Below are 15,566 nucleotides of genomic sequence, written 5' to 3' on the forward strand. Positions count from 1 at the left end.
CTGCTATCCCTTTTTCTTCGCCGCCGGCTTCTTGGTCGCCGATTCCTTGGCTGTGGTTTTCTTGCCAGTGGTTGTCTTGCCAGTGGTTGTCTTGGCTGCGGGGGCCTTGGCGGCTGCCGCCTTGCGGAACGGCTTCTTGCCGCCGCCTTTGGCTTCCTTCTCGGCAATCAGCGCCACCGCGTCCTCGACGGTCACCGACTGCGGATCCTTGCCCTTGGGCAGTGTCGCGTTGACCTTGCCGTAGTTGACATAGGGCCCGTATTTGCCATCGCGCACGACGATCTTGCCGCCGCCATCGGGATGGTCGCCGAGTTCCTTCAGCGCCGCCGCGGTGCCGCCATTGCGGCCGCCCTTGCCCTTCAGCTGCTTCTCGGCGATCACGGTGACAGCGCGGTTGAGGCCGATCGAGAACACATCCTCTATGCTGTCGACATTGGCATAGGTGCCATCATGCAAAACGAATGGACCATAGCGGCCAAGCCCGGCGGAGATCATCTTGCCGGATTCAGGATGCTTGCCGATATCGCGCGGCAGCGACAGCAGCGCCAAGGCCTTTTCATGGTCGATCGAGTCGGGCGTCCAGCCCTTGGGCAGGCTGGAGCGCTTGGCTTCCTTGCCGTCGCCGCGCTGGATATAAGGACCGAAGCGGCCTGAGCGCAGCGTGATTTCCTCTGCCGTGTAGGGATCGTTGCCGAGCACCTTGGTGCCGTCCTCGCCGCCGCCATTCTCGCCATTCGGGTTGGCGGCATCGCCGAGTTGGCGGGTAAAGGAACATTCCGGATAGTTGGAGCAGCCGACGAAGGCGCCGAACTTGCCGAGTTTCAGCGACAGATTGCCGGAGCCGCATTTTGGGCAGATGCGGGGATTCGAGCCATCCTCCCGCGCGGGGAACACCAGCGGCGCCAGTTCCTCGTTCAGCGCGTCGAGCACGTCGGTGACGCGCAGTTCCTTGATGTCGGCGACGGCGCCGGAAAAATCTTTCCAGAAGTCACGCAGCACGTCCTTCCAGGCGAGCTTGCCGTCGGAAATCTCGTCAAGCTTTTCCTCGAGTGAGGCCGTGAAGTCATATTCGACATAGCGCTCGAAGAAGCTTTCGAGGAAAGCCGACAGCAGCCGGCCCTTGGCCTGCGGCACCAGCCGGCGCTTGTCGATGGTGACGTAGTCGCGGTCTTCCAACGTCTTCAGGATCGCGGTGTAGGTCGACGGACGGCCGATGCCGAGCTCTTCCAGCTTCTTGATCAGCGACGCCTCGGAGTAGCGCGGCGGCGGCTCGGTGGTGTGCTGGGTGGCATTGATCGCCTGACGGGCCAGCTGCTCGCCGGCACGGATCTCGGGCAGACGACGGTTTTCCTCGTCTTCGGCGTCGTCGTCCTTCTGGTCGGTGTAGGCGGCGATGAAGCCGTCGAAGCGAACGACGGAACCGACGGCGCGAAGCTCCGCGGTGCGAGCGCCATTGACCGCCTCGATTTCGACCGTGGTACGCTCGATCTCGGCCGACTGCATCTGGCTGGCGATGGCGCGCTTCCAGATCAATTCGTAAAGCCGCAGCTGGTCGGAATCGAGATACTGCCTGACCGAAGCCGGCGTGCGCATGAAATCGGTCGGGCGGACCGCCTCGTGCGCTTCCTGGGCATTCTTGGCCTTGGCTGTGTACTGGCGCGGCTTTTCCGGGAGGTATCTTGGGCCGAATTCCTTGGCGATGGTGTCGCGGGCGGCGTCGATCGCCTCCGGCGCCATCTGCACGCCGTCGGTTCGCATATAGGTGATCAGGCCGGTAGTCTCGCCGCCGATCTCCATACCTTCATAGAGGCGCTGCGCCACCTGCATGGTGCGCGTCGCCGAAAAGCCGAGGCCGGACGATGCCGCCTGCTGCAGCGTCGAAGTGGTGAAGGGCGGGCCAGGATTGCGCCTTGTCGGTTTGGCTTCCACCGACAGAGCCTTGAAGGTCGCGCCTTCGAGCATGCCCTTGATATCGTCGGCCTGCGCCTTGCTGGCGATGTCGAGCTTCTGCAGCTTCTTGCGCTCGAACGCGGTCAGCCGCGCCTCGAAGCTGTCGTTACGTGGCGTGCCGAGGAGGGCAGCGATCTGCCAGTATTCCTCGCGGATGAAGCGCTCGATCTCGGATTCGCGGTCGCAGACCAGGCGCAGCGCCACCGACTGGACGCGGCCGGCCGAACGGGCGCCCGGCAATTTGCGCCACAGCACCGGCGACAGCGTGAAGCCGACGAGATAATCGAGTGCGCGGCGAGCCAGATAGGCATCGACCAATGGTGCATCGATCTGGCGCGGATTGGCCATCGCTTCCAGCACCGACGACTTGGTTATGGCATTGAAGACGACGCGGCTGACCGGCTTGTCCTTCAACACGCGCTTCTGCTTGAGGACCTCCAGCACGTGCCAGGAAATGGCTTCGCCCTCGCGATCCGGATCGGTGGCGAGGATCAGGCCATCGGCATCCTTGACCGCGTTGGCGATGTCGGTGAGACGCTTTCCGGACGCGGTGTCGACCGCCCAGGACATGGCGAAATCCTCGTCGGGACGCACCGAACCATCCTTGGCCGGCAGATCGCGGACATGGCCGAACGAGGCCAGAACCTTGAAGTTCTTGCCGAGATACTTGTTGATTGTCTTTGCCTTGGCCGGCGATTCGACGACGACGACGTCCATGAGGTCTCATATCAGCTGTGGGGCGGCAGAAGAATTCCGCTGCGTGACGCATTCAATTGGTCGCTCACATGGCCGCGCTTTTGCGATCGGTCAAGGGCAAGCGGCCAAAATGCGGAGGCGTGTGCCGCAATACACTCTTAAAGTGTATGGAGAAGATCACAAAATTTTTGTCTGGGACGGTTCGTGTTTCGAGCCACCGGGAAAGGCGCCGCGACCGGTTCGTGCTGCCCGTAAATGCCGAACTGGCCGCCGGGTCGCTTGGAGCCGGCGGCCAGCCGAGTCCCGCCGATGGCGGGCGGGATAGAGGTTCGGACGATCAGTCGGCCTTGACGATGTGCCAGACTTCGCCGACGCCGTCGCCGGTGATGTCACCGGCCTTCTTGTCCTTGATGAAGGTGTAGACCGGCTTGCCGTCATAGGCCCACATCTTCGTGCCGTCGGTGCGGTCGACGATGGTCCATTCGTCGTCCGCCTTGGCGCCGTCCTCGGCCTTCAGCGGCGGCCAGTTGGTGGCGCATTTGTCGTAGCAGTTGGTCTTGCCCTTCTCGTCCTTGTCATAGGTATAGAGCGTCATGCCATTGGCATCGGTGTAGATCTTGGTGCCACCGACTTCCGCTTCCTTCCACGCTTCGGCGGCGAAGGATGCGGCGGTGCTGAGCAGAAGGGCGGCCAGGCCGACGGTGATCGTTTTCATGGAAATCTCCCTGGTGATCCGACGAAGCGCGCAGAAATCGCGGCTTCGCTCTGTGAACGTTCGGCGAGGGACATTTCTTCCCCGGCTTGGTCAACTTGGGATTGGCCGCCAACAATTCGTCCGCCGGAGCGTATCTGTAGCCAAATGCCACACGATGGTGATTGGCGAACACGGGTTTGCACCGCTATATCGGCGCCAGGGAATCTGGAGTTCTGGAATGCCATTGGACATCGGCTATGTCAGCGCGGTCGGAGCGGGGGCGATCTCGTTCCTGTCGCCTTGCGTGCTGCCGCTGGTGCCTCCCTATCTCTGCTACATGGCCGGCGTGTCGGTCGACGATTTTCGCGGTGACGATGCTGGCGTCACGGCCAAGGCCGGCGCCCGCGGCGCGCTCATCTATTCCTCGCTCGCCTTCGTACTCGGTTTCTCCACCGTGTTCGTGGCGCTTGGCGCCGGCGCCTCGACCATCGGCCACTGGCTGCGCGTCTGGCAGGAGCCGCTGGCGATGGCGGCCGGGGTGCTGATCATCCTGATGGGGCTGAATTTCCTCGGCATCCTGCGCATACCACTTCTGTCGCGCGAGGCGCGCTTTCAGTCGCAGGGCAAGCCTGCCAGCATGGTCGCCGCCTATGTCATGGGGCTGGCCTTCGCCTTTGGCTGGACGCCGTGCATCGGCCCGGTGCTGGGGCCGATCCTGACCTTGGCCGGCGGCCGCGAGACGGTGGGCGAGGGGGCGCTGCTGCTCGCCGCCTATTCGCTTGGCCTCGGCATTCCGTTCCTGATCGCTGCCCTGTTCTCCGGCGCCTTCATGCGCTTCCTCGGCAGGTTCCGCGTCCATCTCGGCCGCGTCGAAAAAGCCATCGGCGCGCTGCTGGTCGTCGCCGGCGTGTTCTTCCTCACCGGCGGCGTGCAGACGGTGTCCTACTGGCTGCTGGAGAATGTTCCGGTGCTGGGCCGGCTGGGGTAGAGATCCGCTGATCGAGAGTGAACTGCCTCATCACCTCACCGGAATTTAACCCCATTGGTGCAGCATGGCGCCAGATGCTACCACTCTGCGATTCCTGATCCCATTCATACGGTTGTCCTTCCATGAGCCAGAGATCCTGCTTGTCCGTCATTCTCGCCGCCGGCGAAGGCACGCGCATGAAGAGCGCGATGCCGAAGGTGCTGCACCAGATCGCCGGACTGCCGATGGTCGCCCATGTGGTGAAAGCGGCCGAGGCCGCCGGCGCCCGCAGCCAGGCGCTGGTGATCGGCCATGGCGCCGATGATATGCGCAAGGCGGCGGCGAAATTCGCGCCCAAGGCCGAGACCTTCGTGCAGGAGAAGCGGCTCGGCACTGCGCATGCCGTGCTGGCTGCGCGCGACGCGATATCAAAGGGTTATGACGATATTCTCGTGATGTTCGGTGATACGCCGCTGATCGATGCTGAAGCCCTGGTGACCGCGCGGCAAAAGCTTGCCGATGGCGCGGCCGTCGTGGTGATCGGTTTCCGTCCGCCCAGCCCGACCGGCTATGGCCGGCTGATCGAAAAAGGTGGCAAGCTCACCGCCATCCGCGAGGAGAAGGACTGCTCCGCCGAGGAAAAGAAAATCGGCTTCTGCAATTCCGGCATGATGGCGGTGGCGGGCAAGCATGCGCTCGATCTGCTTGACCAAGTCGGCAACAAGAACGCCAAGGGCGAGTTCTATCTCACCGACATCGTCGAGCTCGCCAGTGCAAAAGGCCTCGATGTCGTTGCCACCGAAACCAGCTTCGAGAGCGCGCTCGGTATCAACAACCGTGCCGAACTGGCGCAGGCCGAAGGCATCTGGCAGGTGCGCCGGCGGCACGAGGCCATGCTGTCGGGCGTGACGCTGATTGCGCCGGAAACTGTGTATTTCTCGCATGACACCGAAATCGGCGCCGACACCATCGTCGAGCCCAATGTCTGGTTCGGCCCGGGCGTGAAAATCGCCGGCGGCGCCAAGATCCACGCCTTCAGCCACATCGAAGGCGCGACCGTCGCTGCCAATTGCGACGTCGGTCCGTTCGCACGGCTCAGGCCAGGCGCCGATCTCCGCGAGAAAGCCAAGGTCGGCAATTTCTGCGAGGTCAAGCAGGCGGTCATCGAGGAGGGCGCCAAGGTCAATCATCTGACTTATATCGGCGATGCCCGTGTGGGCGCGGGGGCCAATATCGGCGCCGGCACCATTACCTGCAACTATGACGGCTACTCGAAGTTTTTCACCGACATCGGCGAGGGCGCCTTCATCGGTTCGAACTCGTCGCTGGTGGCGCCGGTTACGATCGGCAAGGGCGGCTACATCGCCTCGGGTAGCGTCATAACCGAAAGCGTGCCGGACGATGCGCTGGCCTTCGGCCGCGCCCGCCAGAAGACCATTCCCGGCAAGGGCAAGGAATTGCGCGAGCGCTTCGCGTCTGCCGCAGCGGCGAAGAAAAAGGCCGGCACCGGCCATTAACCGCCGAAGCAATTGAACAACCGAGGAATTGCGGTAACCGGATTGCAAGAGCGGTGTGTCATGGTGCATCGGGTTGAGAAGCGTTCCGTTACAGCAGACGAAACGCAAAGTGACTTTCGCGGCGGGCCGGCAATCCCTAGATAGCGCTGGTTTTCCATCGGGACTGGTTTTCCAGGTGAATCGGGGGCAGGCGCATGTGCGGTATCGTCGGAATTGTCGGCCAGAGCCAAGTCGCGCCGCTCATCGTCGATGCTTTGAAGCGGCTGGAATATCGCGGCTATGACTCGGCCGGTGTCGCCACGATCGAGCATGGCCGGCTTGGCCGCCGCCGCGCCGAAGGCAAGCTGATCAACCTCGAACGCCGGCTGAAGGACGAGCCGCTCGATGGCACGATCGGCATCGGCCACACGCGCTGGGCCACACATGGCGTGCCCAACGAGACCAACGCCCATCCGCATTTCTCCGACGGCGTCGCCATCGTTCACAACGGCATCATCGAGAATTTCGCCGAGTTGCGCGATGAGCTGATCCGCGACGGCTATTCCTTCTCGTCGCAGACCGATACCGAGGTCGTAGCGCATCTGGTGGCGCGGCAGCTTGCCAAAGGGCTGAAGCCGATCGAGGCGGCGCACCAGGCGCTGAAGCGGCTGGAAGGCGCCTTTGCTCTGGCCATCATGTTCACCGGCGACGAGGATCTCATCGTCGGCGCCCGCAATGGCCCGCCGCTGGCCGTCGGCCATGGCGATGGCGAGATGTTTCTGGGCTCCGACGCCATCGCGCTGGCGCCGTTCACCAATTCCATCACCTATCTCGAAGACGGCGACTGGGCGGTGGTGCGCCGCGATGGCGTCACCATCTTCGACATCGACGGCAAAGAGGTTGCCCGCAAGCGCCAGCAATCACTGTCGACCAGCTTCATGGTCGACAAGGGCAACCGCCGCCATTTCATGGAAAAGGAAATCCATGAACAGCCCGAAGTGATCTCGCATACGCTGGCGCACTATGTCGATTTCGTCTCTGGCGTGTCGAAGCCGCTGGAACTGCCGTTCGACTTCGCTAAGATCGGCCGGCTGGCGATCTCGGCCTGCGGCACCGCCTATCTCGCGGGGTTGATCAGCAAATACTGGTTCGAGCGCTATGCGCGGCTGCCGGTCGACATCGATGTCGCCTCGGAATTCCGCTATCGCGAAATGCCGTTATCGGCTGATGATGCTGCCTTCTTCATCTCGCAGTCCGGCGAAACCGCCGACACGCTGGCCTCGCTGCGCTATTGCCGCAAGGCGGGCATGAAGATCGGCGCCATCGTCAATGTGCGCGAATCGACCATGGCGCGCGAATCCGACGTCGTGCTGCCGACGTTGGCCGGGCCGGAGATCGGCGTCGCCTCGACCAAGGCTTTCACCTGCCAGCTTTCGGTGCTGGCCTCGCTGGCGGTGCGTGCGGGTGTGGCCCGCGGCACGATCTCGAAGGACGAGGAAAAGACGCTGGTGCGCGCTCTTTCGGAGGCGCCTCGCTACGCCAACCAGGTGCTCAAGCTCGAGGAGCAGATCGAGCGCATCGCGCGCGAAATCTCGCGCTACAAGGACGTGCTCTATCTCGGCCGCGACACCAATTTCCCGCTCGCCATGGAAGGCGCGCTGAAACTCAAGGAAATCTCCTACATCCATGCCGAGGGTTATGCCGCGGGCGAACTGAAGCATGGCCCGATCGCACTGATCGACGAAAACATGCCGGTCATCGTCATCGCGCCGCATGACCGCATCTTCGAAAAGACTGTGTCGAACATGCAGGAGGTGGCGGCGCGCGGCGGCAAGATCATCCTGATCACCGACGCCAAGGGCGCGGCTCAGGTGAGCTTGAAGACGATGGAGACGATCATCCTGCCTGACGTGCCGGAAATCATCTCGCCGATCATCTATGCGCTGCCGATCCAGATGCTGGCCTACTACGCCGCCGTGTTCATGGGGACGGACGTCGACCAGCCGCGCAATCTGGCGAAATCGGTGACCGTGGAGTAGTCGGCGCTCATCGGGGGTCTAAAAAACTTCGCAGTTCCAAAGCGCCGTCCGCTTCACTAGTGTGGCGCTGCAACCCGCATCCCCGGTGAACCATGTCCGATGCTCCCAGAACTTCCGGCATGACCCGGCTGAGGAACTATTTCCTCACAGGCTTTATCGTCTGCGCGCCGCTGGCGATCACCGCCTATATCGCCTGGTCGTTCGTCGGCTGGGTCGATTCCTGGGTGAAGCCGTACATTCCGGCGCGCTACAGCCCCGACACCTATTTGCCGTTTCCGGTGCCCGGCTTCGGCCTGATCGTGGCGCTCGTGCTGATCACGCTGATCGGCTTCATGACCGCCAACATCGTCGGTCGCGCCATCGTCAATTTCGGCGAACGGCTGCTTGGCCGTATGCCGCTGGTGCGCGGCATCTACGGTTCGCTGAAGCAGATTTTCCAGACGGTGCTGTCGAACAAGGGCGATATGTTCCGCCAGGTCGGGCTGGTCGAATATCCGCGAAAAGGCGTCTGGTCGCTGGTCTTCGTCGCCAGCGAGAAGGAAACCGAGATCAACCAGAAGCTCGACCATGCAGGCGACCCGATGATCGCCGTGTTCATGCCGTGCACGCCGAACCCTACCACCGGTTTCCTGATGTACGTGCCGAAATCCGACATCGTGCTGCTCGACATGACGATCGAGGACGGCGCCAGGCTGATCGTCTCGGCCGGGCTGGTGGCGCCCGAAGTCAAGCCGAAAATGGTGACGATGAACGGCCAGCCGATCGACGGAGATCTCGCCAACCCGCCGCTTGGCGGGCTGATCGCCGAGGGCGCTCAGCCGGCGCGCAAGAGCCGTACGGCCTCGTCGCGGCCGAACAAATAGAGCAGCAGGCGCAGCGCCTCGCCGCGCTCAGACTGTAGTTCCGGGTCGCGCGACAGGATCAGCCTTGCATCGTCGCGGGCTGCTTCGAGCAAGTCGGCGTGCACCTCGATGCGCGCCACCTGGAAGCCCGGCGTGCCGGACTGGCGGGTGCCGAGCAATTCGCCTTCGCCGCGCAGCTTCAGATCCTCTTCGGCGATCAGGAAACCGTCCTCGGTCTCGCGCATCACCGACAGCCGGCGCTTTGCCGTCTCGCCGAGCGGGTCCTTGTAAAGCAGCACGCAGGAAGAAGGCTTGTCGCCGCGCCCGACGCGGCCGCGCAGCTGGTGCAGTTGCGCCAGGCCAAAACGCTCGGCATGCTCGATGACCATGATCGTGGCGTCCGGCACGTCGACGCCGACCTCGATAACGGTGGTGGCGATCAGGATGCGGGTTTCGCCGGCCTTGAAGGCGCGCATCGCCTCGTCCTTTTCGGCACCCTTCATGCGGCCGTGGACGAGGCCGATGCGATCGCCGAACAAGGGCTGCAGCGAGGCAAAACGGTCCTCGGCCGACATCAGCTTGATCTCTTCGGATTCCTCGACCAGCGGGCAGATCCAGTAGATCTTCTGGCCGTCGGCAACCGCGTCCAGCATGCGACCGACCAACTCGTCCAGCCGTTCCAGTGGCAGCGTGACGGTGCGGATCGGCTGGCGGCCGATCGGTTTTTCCGTCAGCTTGGAGACGTCCATGTCGCCGAAGGCGGTCAGCACCAGAGTGCGCGGGATCGGCGTCGCCGTCATCACCAGCATGTCGGGGGCGTCGCCCTTGGCGGTGATGGCAAGCCGCTGGTGGACGCCGAAGCGGTGTTGCTCGTCGACCACGGCAAAGACGAGGTCGTGATAGGTCACCGTTTCCTGGAACAGCGCATGGGTGCCGACGACGATGTCGATCTCGCCGCTGGCGAGACCTGATAGCGTTTCAGTGCGTTCGCGGCCCTTTTCGCGGCCGGTCAGGATAGCGACGCGCAGGCCGGCCTGTTCGGCCAAAGGCGTGATCGTCGCCAGATGCTGGCGCGCCAGGATCTCGGTCGGCGCCATCAATGCCGCCTGGCCACCGGCCTCGACTGCGCGCCCCATGGCCAGCAGCGCCACCACCGTCTTGCCGGAGCCGACATCGCCTTGCAGCAGGCGCAGCATGCGCTCGGGGTCGGCCAGATCGGCATTGATTTCGGCAAGCGCGAATTCCTGGCTGCCGGTCAATGAATAGGGCAGGGCTGCGCGCAGTTTCTCAACGATGCGACCGTCGCCGATGAGCGGCCGGCCCGACAGGCGGCGCACTTTTGCCCGCACCAATGCCAGCGAGACCTGGCCGGCGAGAAGCTCGTCATAGGCAAGGCGGCGCCATGCCACCCCCTCGATGGCGACATCGATCGGGTCCGCGGGATAGTGGATGCGGGCGAGCGCGTCGGCGAAGGCGGGGAAAGTCTGCTTGCGCATGAAGGCGCCGTCCTGCCATTCCGACAATTCCGGCAGCCGGCCGAGCGCCTGGCCGATGGCGCGGCGCAGCACCTTGCCCGACAGGCCGGCGGTCAGCGGATAGACCGGTTCGACCAGCGGCAGTGTTTCCGCCTCGCTCACCAGGGCGATATGGTCGGGATGGACCATGGTCGGGCGGCCGTTGAACCACTCCATGCGGCCGGAGACGACGACATGCTCGCCCACCGGCATCGCCTTTTCGAGATAGGCGGCATGGGCGTGGAAGAAGATCAGGCCGATCTCGCCGGTGTCGTCATGGGCATAGACGCGGTAAGGCACCGACCGGTTGCCGCGCGGCGGCGGCTGGTGGCGGTCGATGCGCACGTCGAGCGTGACGATGGCGCCGGCCGGCGCAAGCGCGATGCCGGGACGATTGCGGCGGTCTATGACGGTGTGCGGCAGAACGAACAACAGGTCGCCGGCGCGCGCCGGCCGTTCGCCGAGATCGGCCGCCACCACCTTCTCGATCAGAGCGCCAACCTTGGGGCCGACGCCGGCAAGCGAAGTGATCGGGACGAAGAGAGGGTCGAGGAGGGAGGGGCGCATGGCTTCACTCTCCCCCCTGTGGGGAGGGTCGATCCTCGAAGCGGAGCGGGATGGGGGTAGGTGCGCGGCTAACTTTCGAGGAAGTCGGTAGGTCAGCGCCGCACCCCCACCCCGTCTCACTCGCTTCGCTTTGCGAAGCGTGCTCGCCGACCCTCCCCACAAGGGGGAGGGTAAAAATCGCCCTGATGCAAAATGCCGGTCGCTGTGCTTGCGCATCCGTCACGGAGCGGGTTTGTTCGCTGCCATCAGAATCAGCAGGTGCGCGGATGGATACGGTCACGATCAAGGCAAAGGGCATTTCGGTCACGCTCGATCTCACTGTCGGCCATATCGCCGACATGACGGTCGACAGCGATGGCCGCCAGCTGAAGCCGCTGCACCGCGCGCCCTGGATCGATGCCGGCGAGACGCTGCCGCCGGATCTGCCTCAAGGCACGGTGCGGCTGTCTGGCGATTTCCTATGCGCACCGTTTTCGGCCAGCGACATCGAGGCCGCACCGCTGCATGGCTGGCCGGCCAACAGCGCCTGGGATGTCACCGCCAGCGAAGCGACATCCGACGGCTGGCGGGCCGTCTTCCGGTTGCGCCGCACGGTGATGGGCGCGACGGTCGACAAGATCTTCACGCTCCGCAACTGTCATCCCTTTCTCTATCAGGAGCATGTCTTTTCCGGCGGTTCCGGCGCGGTCTCCGCCGCCCACCATCCGATGGCGGCGATGCGCGATGGCGGCCGGCTGGCCTTCTCGCCGAAGCGCTTTGCCGGGACACTGGACGCACCGCTGGAGCCCGATCCGGCCCGCGGTCGCTTCAAGCTTTCCTATCCCGCCCGCTCGACCGATCTGACGCGCTTTCCAGCCACTGGCGGCGGCACGCTCGATCTCACCGACTACCGCATGGAGGATGAGCGCGAGGATTTCATCACCCTGGTCGAAGCCGATCATGACGGTCCGGGCTGGACGGCGCTGGCGCGCCGGGCCGAACAGGATCTGGTGCTGGTGCTGAAGAACCCGGCGGAGCTTCCGGTCACCATGCTGTGGTTCAGCAATGGCGGCCGCGACTACGCGCCGTGGAGCAGCCGCCATCGCGGCGTGCTCGGCATCGAGGACGGCCGCGCCGCCATCGGCCATGCCGCATCGATCGACGACAATTGGCTGAAGCGCGAAGGGGTCGCGACCGCTTTTACCCTCGGCGGCGAAGTCTCCTTCCGCCATGTCATCGGCACGCTGCCGCTGACGAGCGGCGAGCCGCCGCGCGATATCGGGACAGCCTCAGGTCACATGCGTCTCACCGGAGCCGATGGTTCGACCCGCGATGTCAGGTTCGACAGCGATTTCCTGCGGATCGGCCAGCCCGGCTGATTTTCGAACGCTGGCCCTGCCCCTCACCTGCCTGCCGGCATCCTCGACACACGGCACATGGAGCTTGTCCGCCGCACCGCCGCGCCAACCAATCTGCTTGGCCCTGCGGCGGACGCATAGGGGGAGAAGTGTTACCCATCTACCGGCTGCACACCGGCAGGGCGACGAGGGGCAGCGCTGACGTGGCGGATGTCGTGAGATTGCCCAAATCGCGGTTTGAAATTTCCTCAAACTGCCGACAAGATGCAAAGCATAACTGGAAGCGCCCAATGTCCGAAATCGCCCATCTCGCCGCCACCATCTTCAAGCGCGCTGGCAAGGCGAAACGCTTCATCGTCGCCATTGCCGGCCCGCCCGGCGCCGGCAAGTCGACGCTCTCGGCCGGCCTGCATGATCTGTTGCCGGAGGGCGCGGCTGAAGTCGTGCCGATGGACGGCTTCCACTATGATGACATCGTGCTCGACCAGCGCGGCCTGCGGTCAAGAAAGGGCGCGCCGGAGACTTTCGACTTCGCCGGCTTCGAGACGCTGTTGAAGCGCATCCGTTCGGGCGAGCCAGACATCGCCATTCCGGTGTTCGACCGCAGCATGGAATTGTCGCGCGCCGCCGCCTCCATCGTTGCCGCCGAGACCAAGTTCATCCTGGTCGAAGGCAATTACCTCCTGCTGGACGAGGAGCCGTGGTCGCGGCTGGCGCCGCTGTTCGACTTCACCATCTTTGTCGATGTGCCGCGTGCCGAACTCGAGCGCCGCCTTCTGGTGCGCTGGCACGAGCATGGCCGCTCCGACGAAGACGCCCGCGCTTGGATCGCTTCCAACGACATGCCCAACATCGATCGCGTGCTCGGCCGTCGCAGGTCCGCCGACCTGGTTGTTGGCGATCCCGCATAGTTCGCTGGACTTCGGAACGGGAACCTTAAGACTTTCAGGTCGTTATCTCTCATCGGCAATCGTGCCGCCGTGAGGGAACCGTCAGATGGCAACCAAGGCAAAAACACCCGCCAAGAGCAAGACCGCTCAACCCAAAGCCAGGCAGGCAAAGGCCACGCAGGCGAAGGCAGGCGCCGGCCCGGCGATCGCCGAGCGGTCCAAGGACGCAAAGCCGGCTTTCGGCAAAGCGGCGCCAAAGAAGGTAGAACCGGTGGCGACGGCAAAGGTGACGGCGAAAACCGCCAAACCCAAGAAGCCGGCAAGCAGCGGCTCGGTGGCCGGCGGCGCGATGCGCACCGTCAAGGCGACCGCCAATGTCGCCGCTGGTGCGGTGGCGGCGACAGCCAGGGGCGCTGCGTCGCTCGCTGCGTCCGTCATCGGCAAGGGCGGCTCGAAAAGCAAGGCCAAGGCGAAATAGACCCGGCTGCTTCGGCTGGCCGAGGTCAATTCCTGGCGGGAATGGTCAGGCCGCGCTGCACCGCGGGCCGCGCCAGCCCGCGCTCCAGCCATGCCGCGACGGTGGGGAAGTCGTCGAAGCCGACGAGTTCGCGCGCCTCGTAGAAGCCGATCAGATTGCGCACCCAGCCCAGCATCGAAATGTCGGCGATGGTATAGTCGTCGTCCATGATCCAGGTTCGACCCTTCAGCCGCGTCTCCAGCACCCCGATCAGCCGCCGCGATTCATTGCGGTAGCGATCCAGCGGCCGCTTGTCGGCGATCTCGCGTCCGGCGAATTTGTTGAAAAACCCGACCTGTCCGAAAATCGGCCCGATCGCCGCCATCTGGAAGAACACCCATTGGATGGTCTCGTAGCGCCGCGCCGGATCGGCAGGGATCAGCTTGCCGGTCTTGTCGGTGAGGTAGAGCAGGATGGCGCCGGATTCGAACAGGCCGAATGGCCTGCCGCCCGGCCCGTCGGGGTCGATGATCGCGGGTATCTTGCCGTTCGGGTTCAGCGACAGGAATTCCGGCGTCCAGCTCTGGTCCTTGCCGATATCCACCAGATGCGCCTCGTAGGGGAGGCCGAGTTCTTCCAGCGCGATCGAGACTTTCACCCCATTCGGCGTCGTCGCGGAATAGAGCTGCAGGCGGTCGGGGTGGCTGGCCGGCCAGCGCTTGGTGATCGGAAAGGCGGACAGGTCGGTCATCGAAAGCTCCGGTCGGGAATTTGGCGCGGTATCGCGCCGTCTGGCGAGTTGCGAAGGATTATCCTCGGCTTCTTTGCCGATCAACCGGTCGAAGGTGCACACACCGTCTTCGCAGTCATTCAGGGCCAGTCGCTCAGGCCAGTCGCTTGCCGTCAGACCGCCTTGAACGCCACCACGGCATTGGTGCCGCCGAAGGCAAAACCGTTGCTGATCGCCGCGCGCACCTTGCGCTCGCGCGCCACATTCGGCGTGATGTCGAGATCGCAGTCGGGGTCGGCCTGCCGGAAATTGGCCGTCGGCGGCACGATGCCTTCGCGGATCGCCATCACGCAGGCGATCATTTCCAGGCCGCCCGAGGCGCCGAGGCAATGGGCATGCATGGACTTGGTCGACGACACCGACAGCTTGTAGGCATGGTCGCCGAAGACGCGCTTGATTGCCGCCGTCTCGATCTGGTCGTTGGCCTTGGTGCCGGTGCCGTGGGCGTTGAGATAATCGACGTCCTCGGGATTGAGCCCGGCGTCCGCCAGGCAGGCGCGCATCGCCGCAGTCGGTCCCTCGACAGTCGGCGCGACGATATCGGAAGCGTCGGCGGAAAGGCCGGCTCCGGCAAATTCGGCCAGAATGGTCGCGCCGCGGGCCATGGCGTGTTCATACGTTTCCAGCACCGCCATTCCAGCACCTTCGCCGAGCGACAGGCCCTGGCGATCGGCCGAGAACGGCCGGCAGGTATCGGGCGCCAGCACCCTCAGGGCTTCCCAGCCTTTCAGGATGCCCCAGAGCAGCGGCGCGTCGGTGCCGCCGGCGACCATGACATCGGCGCGGCCGAGCCGGATCTGGTCGACCGCCGAAGCAAAGGCATGATTCGACGACGAACAGGCCGAAGTGACGCCGAACACCGGCCCGCGCAGGCCGAGATTCATACTGACATGGCCGGACGCCGCACTCGGCATCACTTTTGGCACGGTGAAGATGCCGGCCCGGTTCTTGCCGTCGACCAGAATGGCGCGGTAGTTCTCCTCGATCGCCTCCCAGCCGCAGACGCCGACGCCGACGACCGCGCCCATCCGGTAGGTGGTTGCTTCAGTCGATGTCAGGCCGGCATGCTGCATGGCTTCGCGCGCGGCAATCGTCGCCAAAAGGCTGAAGCGGTCCATCGACACGGTCTGCTTGTGGCTGATGCCATGGTCGGGCAGCGTCTTGATTTCGCAGCCGACCCTGACCTTCAAATCATGCAAACCGGGATTGCTGATTTGACCGATGGCCGATCGGCCGGCCCGCATTTCGTTCCAGATTGCAGGCGCATTGGCGCCGAGCCCGCATATGCCGCCGATGCCGGTAATGACGACGCGCTTTTGCATTCAGC

General features: G+C 64.2%; 12 protein-coding genes. 7 read left to right on the forward strand and 5 right to left on the reverse strand.

The window, feature by feature from the left end; translation table 11 throughout:
* Window positions 1–3: 3 nt before the first annotated feature.
* Window positions 4–2,667 (reverse strand): type I DNA topoisomerase, encoded by a 2,664-nt coding sequence (gene topA, locus NKI61_RS05185; RefSeq protein ID WP_352745641.1) that lies wholly within the window; start codon window positions 2,665–2,667, stop codon window positions 4–6.
* 316 nt (window positions 2,668–2,983) lie between these two features.
* Entirely contained in the window at window positions 2,984–3,361 is a 378-nt protein-coding gene (locus NKI61_RS05190; protein WP_023725729.1) for a COG4315 family predicted lipoprotein, read from the reverse strand.
* A gap of 217 nt (window positions 3,362–3,578) precedes the next feature.
* Here NKI61_RS05190 and NKI61_RS05195 point away from each other — a divergent pair, with 217 nt between their 5' ends.
* The 4 genes from NKI61_RS05195 (at window position 3,579) to NKI61_RS05210 (ending at window position 8,705) form a co-directional block, all read left to right on the forward strand.
* Window positions 3,579–4,328 (forward strand): cytochrome c biogenesis CcdA family protein, encoded by a 750-nt coding sequence (locus tag NKI61_RS05195; protein WP_023704550.1) that lies wholly within the window; start codon window positions 3,579–3,581, stop codon window positions 4,326–4,328.
* Window positions 4,329–4,450: 122 nt separating this feature from the next.
* The gene (gene glmU / locus NKI61_RS05200; protein ID WP_352838956.1) at window positions 4,451–5,824 is read left to right on the forward strand and encodes a bifunctional UDP-N-acetylglucosamine diphosphorylase/glucosamine-1-phosphate N-acetyltransferase GlmU; all 1,374 of its coding nucleotides are present in this window, start codon (window positions 4,451–4,453) and stop codon (window positions 5,822–5,824) included.
* Window positions 5,825–6,018: 194 nt separating this feature from the next.
* Window positions 6,019–7,842, forward strand: a complete 1,824-nt coding sequence (glmS, locus tag NKI61_RS05205) for a glutamine--fructose-6-phosphate transaminase (isomerizing) (protein WP_352444069.1) — start codon at window positions 6,019–6,021, stop codon at window positions 7,840–7,842.
* 92 nt (window positions 7,843–7,934) lie between these two features.
* The gene (locus NKI61_RS05210) at window positions 7,935–8,705 is read left to right on the forward strand and encodes a DUF502 domain-containing protein (protein WP_031193123.1); all 771 of its coding nucleotides are present in this window, start codon (window positions 7,935–7,937) and stop codon (window positions 8,703–8,705) included.
* Here the strand turns inward: NKI61_RS05210 and recG are convergent.
* Window positions 8,657–10,765: an ATP-dependent DNA helicase RecG gene (gene recG, locus NKI61_RS05215; RefSeq protein ID WP_027050382.1), complete on the reverse strand. Its 2,109-nt coding sequence runs from the start codon at window positions 10,763–10,765 to the stop codon at window positions 8,657–8,659. The genes NKI61_RS05210 and recG overlap by 49 nt on opposite strands.
* 266 nt (window positions 10,766–11,031) lie before the next feature.
* Here recG and NKI61_RS05220 point away from each other — a divergent pair, with 266 nt between their 5' ends.
* The 3 genes from NKI61_RS05220 (at window position 11,032) to NKI61_RS05230 (ending at window position 13,470) form a co-directional block, all read left to right on the forward strand.
* Window positions 11,032–12,123 carry a hypothetical protein gene (locus NKI61_RS05220; RefSeq protein WP_023683606.1) on the forward strand — a complete coding sequence of 364 codons (1,092 nt, stop codon included), beginning with the start codon at window positions 11,032–11,034 and terminating at the stop codon, window positions 12,121–12,123.
* A 269-nt stretch (window positions 12,124–12,392) separates the two neighbouring features.
* The gene (locus tag NKI61_RS05225) at window positions 12,393–13,013 is read left to right on the forward strand and encodes a nucleoside triphosphate hydrolase (protein ID WP_023671222.1); all 621 of its coding nucleotides are present in this window, start codon (window positions 12,393–12,395) and stop codon (window positions 13,011–13,013) included.
* An 85-nt stretch (window positions 13,014–13,098) separates the two neighbouring features.
* Window positions 13,099–13,470 carry a hypothetical protein gene (locus tag NKI61_RS05230; RefSeq protein ID WP_023683605.1) on the forward strand — a complete coding sequence of 124 codons (372 nt, stop codon included), beginning with the start codon at window positions 13,099–13,101 and terminating at the stop codon, window positions 13,468–13,470.
* A 25-nt stretch (window positions 13,471–13,495) separates the two neighbouring features.
* Here the strand turns inward: NKI61_RS05230 and NKI61_RS05235 are convergent, their stop codons facing one another.
* Together NKI61_RS05235 and NKI61_RS05240 are read right to left on the reverse strand one after the other, a co-directional pair.
* A complete protein-coding gene (locus NKI61_RS05235; RefSeq protein ID WP_023671224.1) occupies window positions 13,496–14,200 on the reverse strand; it encodes a glutathione S-transferase family protein in 705 nt (234 codons plus the stop codon).
* Window positions 14,201–14,352: 152 nt separating this feature from the next.
* Window positions 14,353–15,561 (reverse strand): beta-ketoacyl-[acyl-carrier-protein] synthase family protein, encoded by a 1,209-nt coding sequence (locus NKI61_RS05240; protein ID WP_352838957.1) that lies wholly within the window; start codon window positions 15,559–15,561, stop codon window positions 14,353–14,355.
* Window positions 15,562–15,566 lie beyond the last annotated feature (5 nt).

Source organism: Mesorhizobium sp. M0514 (assembly GCF_040321145.1).
Classification (GTDB): Bacteria; Pseudomonadota; Alphaproteobacteria; order Rhizobiales; family Rhizobiaceae; genus Mesorhizobium.

Coding starts and splice junctions, on each gene's coding strand:
- NKI61_RS05230 (WP_023683605.1), top strand. CDS start 13,099: ATGGCAACCAAGGCAAAAACACCCGCCAAGAGCAAGACCGCTCAACCC.
- recG (WP_027050382.1), bottom strand. CDS start 10,765: ATGCGCCCCTCCCTCCTCGACCCTCTCTTCGTCCCGATCACTTCGCTT.
- NKI61_RS05190 (WP_023725729.1), bottom strand. CDS start 3,361: ATGAAAACGATCACCGTCGGCCTGGCCGCCCTTCTGCTCAGCACCGCC.
- NKI61_RS05195 (WP_023704550.1), top strand. CDS start 3,579: ATGCCATTGGACATCGGCTATGTCAGCGCGGTCGGAGCGGGGGCGATC.
- glmU (WP_352838956.1), top strand. CDS start 4,451: ATGAGCCAGAGATCCTGCTTGTCCGTCATTCTCGCCGCCGGCGAAGGC.
- NKI61_RS05240 (WP_352838957.1), bottom strand. CDS start 15,561: ATGCAAAAGCGCGTCGTCATTACCGGCATCGGCGGCATATGCGGGCTC.
- NKI61_RS05225 (WP_023671222.1), top strand. CDS start 12,393: ATGTCCGAAATCGCCCATCTCGCCGCCACCATCTTCAAGCGCGCTGGC.
- NKI61_RS05210 (WP_031193123.1), top strand. CDS start 7,935: ATGTCCGATGCTCCCAGAACTTCCGGCATGACCCGGCTGAGGAACTAT.
- NKI61_RS05220 (WP_023683606.1), top strand. CDS start 11,032: ATGGATACGGTCACGATCAAGGCAAAGGGCATTTCGGTCACGCTCGAT.
- NKI61_RS05235 (WP_023671224.1), bottom strand. CDS start 14,200: ATGACCGACCTGTCCGCCTTTCCGATCACCAAGCGCTGGCCGGCCAGC.
- glmS (WP_352444069.1), top strand. CDS start 6,019: ATGTGCGGTATCGTCGGAATTGTCGGCCAGAGCCAAGTCGCGCCGCTC.
- topA (WP_352745641.1), bottom strand. CDS start 2,667: ATGGACGTCGTCGTCGTCGAATCGCCGGCCAAGGCAAAGACAATCAAC.